The organism is Marinibaculum pumilum, from assembly GCF_042646425.1.
GTDB classification, from domain to species: Bacteria; Pseudomonadota; Alphaproteobacteria; order Ferrovibrionales; family Ferrovibrionaceae; genus Marinibaculum; species Marinibaculum pumilum.
The window spans coordinates 179,462-183,209 of record NZ_JBHRTR010000048.1 but is presented as its reverse complement, the minus strand read 5'-3'; the positions used below and the strand labels follow the sequence as shown (position 1 = coordinate 183,209).

The following is a 3,748-nucleotide window of genomic DNA, read 5'->3' as shown; positions in this document are numbered from 1 at the left end:
GCGAGGCGTCTCGGTGGCGGTGCGCCCCTACTCCGCCGCCTGCTTCCCCGCCAGCGGCTCGGCGATCGGCTGCGCCTCTTCCGCCGGCGGCTCGGCGGCCTTCTGCTCCACGATGCGGCCATAGGCCTGCGGCTCGCGGTTCAGGGCGAAGTTGAACATCGTCTCCTTGTTGTGCCGCGCCAGGTCCAGGTCGCAGCGGAAGGTGATCAGTTCGTCGGCGCGGGTGGAGGCCATGGCGACGATCTCGCCCGAGGGTGCCACGATGCAGGAGCCGCCGATGAAGTCGGAGCCTTCCTCCAGCCCCGCCTTGGCGACGCCGACCACCCAGGTGGAGTTCTGGTAGGCGCCGGACTGCATGCAGAGATGGTTGTGGAAGTCGGTCAGGTGGTCGTAGATCGGCTCCCAGGGGATGTTGGTCGGCGTGTTGTAGCCGAGCATGATCAGCTCCGCCCCCTGCAGGCCCAGCACCCGGTAGGTCTCCGGCCAGCGGCGGTCGTTGCAGATGCACATGCCCATCACGCCGCCCATCGTGCGCCAGGCGCCGAAGCCCAGATTGCCGGTCTCGAAATACCGCTTCTCCAGGTGCTGCAGTTCGAACTGGGAGCGGTTGTCGGCATGGCCCGGCAGGTGGATCTTGCGGTACTTGCCGACGATCCGCGCCTTCTTGTCGACCAGGATGGAGGTGTTGAAGTGCCGGATCCGGCCCTCTTCCTCCGTCAGTTCGGCGTAGCCGAAGCTCATGCCGATGCCGAGCTTCAGGCATTCCTCGAACAGGGGCAGGGTCTCCGGCCCCGGCATCTCGCGCTCGAAGAAGCTGTCGATCTCGGCCTGGTCCTCCATCCACCAGCGCGGGAAGAAGGTGGTCAGCGCCACCTCCGGATAGACGATCAGGTCGCAGCCGGCAGCCTTCGCCGCCCGCATCATCTCCAGCATCCGCTTCACGACGGCAGAGCGGGGCTCGTGGCGGCCGGTGGGGCCCAGCTGGGCGGCGCCGACGGTGACGATCCGGGTCATGCGTTCTTCCTCATTGCCGTACGCGCGGCTTCCGTCGCCGCCGCATCCACCGCCTTGCCGGCGATCACCACGCCGTAATCGGCGCGCGCCTTGGCGGCATCGATATAGCCGTCCAGGACATCGTCCAGAACGTCGGCCGGGTCGCGGTCCAGCGGGTCGCCATAGCCGCCGCCGCAGGCGCGCACCGCCTCGATCCGGTCGCCGGTCTTGAAGCCCCGCCAGGGCAGCTTCGAGGGCAGCTGGACATCGGCGCCGCCATCGGCCGGGTGGTAGACCAGCTGCGACGGCACCCCTTCGGCGCCGCCGAACAGGCCGTTGGGGGCGTATTTATGCCCCTCGCTCTCCACCGAGGCGCCGCCCGGCGCCAGGAACTGCACCTCGCGGATCGAGCCGACCCCGCCGCGCCACTTGCCGGGCGCCGCCACGCCTTCGCGCAGCTCGTAGCGGCGGATGCGCAGCGGCACGTGGCTCTCGATATCCTCGATCGGGTTGTTGCGGGTATTGGCATAGAGCACGTCGACGCTGTCCATGCCGTCGCGGCCCGACCGGCCGCCATAGGAGCCGGAAAAGAGCTCCACCTGGACCCAGAAGCCGTCGCCCTGCTGGCCGGTGAAGACCATGCCGCCGCCATTGCCGCAGGCGCCCGACACGCGCTCCGGCATCACCTGGCCCAGCGCCTGGATCACCGCGTTCGCCAGCTCCGTGCCCGGGCAGAAGCGCGCGATGGTCGGCGCCGGGAAGGTCGGGTTGGCCAGGCAGCCTTCCGGCGCGACGATGGTGATCGGACGGATCAGCCCGGCATTCTGCGGCATCTCGCCATGGATCGCGCTGTCCAGCAGGACCGAGCGGATCGCCAGCCAGATCGCGCAATCCACCGTGCCGTGCAGCGGCATGTTGATCGGCCGGTCCGGCACCTGGTCTGCGGTGCCGGTCAGGTCCACGGTCATATGGTCGCCGCGGATCTTCAAAGTCACCGCGATCGGCAGGTCGCGCCGCGACGGGTCGGGGTCGTCCAGATAGCCGTCGATATAGCGGGTGGCGGCATAATCGCCGTCCGGCAGGGCGGCGATCGCCGCCCGCATCTGCCGCTCCGCGGTGTCGTACATGTCCTCCTTGGCGGCCAGGAAGGTCTCGTAGCCGGTCTCCTGCACCAGCTCCAGGAAGCGCTGCGCGCCGATCCGCGCGGCGGCGACCTGCGCCTCCATGTCGCCCAGCACCAGGTCGGGCAGGCGGATATTGCCGCGCAGCATGTGCCAGACCTGGTTGTTGCGGCGGCCTTCCTCGTAGACCTTGATCGCCTGCAGCTGCAGCCCCTCGGCATAGGCGTCGATGGCGTCGACGATGCCGCCGGAGCCCGGCGTGTGCGCGCCGATGTCCAGGTGGTGGGCGGTGGTCACCGACCAGCCGATCAGCGCATCGTCCAGGAAGACCGGCACCGCGAAGGCCACGTCCGGGCCGTGGCTGGCGCCGGCATAGGGGTCGTTGTGCATGATCACGTCGCCGGGGCGGATCTCCTCCCCCCGTTCGGCCAGCCATTTGCGGATACCGCGGACATAGCCGGGGATCGGCCCGGACTGCAGCGGCGTCGACTGCTTCGCCTCCGCCAGCTGCTGGTCCGCCTCGTCGATCAGCGCGGCGCCGAAATCCTCCGACTCCCGGATGATCGAGGAATAGGACATCCGCATCAGCTTGTAGCCCATCTCGATCGCGATGTTCTCCAGCGCGCCCTGCAGCACGCTGGAGGTCACCGGGTCGACACGCGTGCCCGTCTCGGGTTTCTGGTGGACGTTCATGATGCGCCTCCCACCTTGATGATCAGGTTGCCGTTCGCTTCCGCGGTCACCGTGCAGTCCGGCGGCACCACGGTGGTGGAATCCGTCTGCAGCACGATCGCCGGCCCGGGCACCGCCTGCCCCACCGGCAGCAGGTCGCGCCTGTAGAAGCCGGTGTCGTACTGCGCCAGCTCCGCGCCGATGCGGAAGGTGGCGGGCGCGGTCTTCACCCGCGCCTCCTCCACGCTGCCGCCCGAGCGCACCGCGGGCCGGCCGATCTTCGGCACGTCGGCCGTGCCGGCCAGCCGCAGGTTCACGATCTCGATCGGGCTGTCGCGGAAGCAGTGCCCGTACTCGGCCTCATGCTGACGGTGGAACGCCTCGTAGACGGAGTCCAGCGCGCCCTCGTCGATGGTGCCGGCCGGCACCTCCACCCGCAGCTCGTAGCCCTGGCCGACATAGCGGATATCGGCCGCCCGCTCGAACGCCACATCCGCGGCGGCGATGCCGTCGGCGGCGAACTGCGCGCCCAGCCCGTCGGCCATGTGGCGGTAGTCGGCATTGACCCGGTCCAGGTCGGTCTGGCCGGAAACGTGGAAGCCGGTCTGGATGGTCTCGTACTTCAGGTCGCTGGTCAGCAGGCCGACGGCGGAGGTGATGCCCGGATAGGGCGGCACGATGACCTCCGGGATCGACAGGATGCGCGCCACCTCCGCGCCGTGCAGCGGCCCGGCGCCGCCGAAGGCGACCAGGCTGTAGTCGCGCGGGTCGATGCCCTTCTGAACGGTGCGCGAGCGGATCGCGTTCGCCATGTTGTTGTTGACGATGGTGATGATGCCGGAGGCCGCCTCCGCGAGCGACATGCCCAGGCTGTCGGCCAGGCCCTGCACGACCTTCGTCGCGGCGGCCACGTCCAGGCCCATTTCGCCGCCCAGGAAATTGTCGGGGTCCAGACGGCCCAG

At 69.3% G+C, this 3,748-nt stretch carries 3 protein-coding genes; all 3 read right to left on the bottom strand.

From position 1 onward, the window contains the following. Positions 1–27 precede the first annotated feature (27 nt). Entirely contained in the window at positions 28–1,014 is a 987-nt protein-coding gene (locus ACFOGJ_RS25895; protein WP_379906135.1) for an N-carbamoyl-D-amino-acid hydrolase, read from the bottom strand. Continuing rightward, on the bottom strand, positions 1,011–2,807 hold the full coding sequence (locus ACFOGJ_RS25890) for a hydantoinase B/oxoprolinase family protein (RefSeq protein WP_379906133.1): 1,797 nt from the start codon (positions 2,805–2,807) through the stop codon (positions 1,011–1,013). The genes ACFOGJ_RS25895 and ACFOGJ_RS25890 overlap by 4 nt, the downstream gene beginning before the upstream one ends. After that, positions 2,804–3,748 (bottom strand): hydantoinase/oxoprolinase family protein (locus tag ACFOGJ_RS25885; RefSeq protein ID WP_379906131.1); only part of this gene is annotated, 945 nt, incomplete at its 5' end. The genes ACFOGJ_RS25890 and ACFOGJ_RS25885, both read right to left, overlap by 4 nt.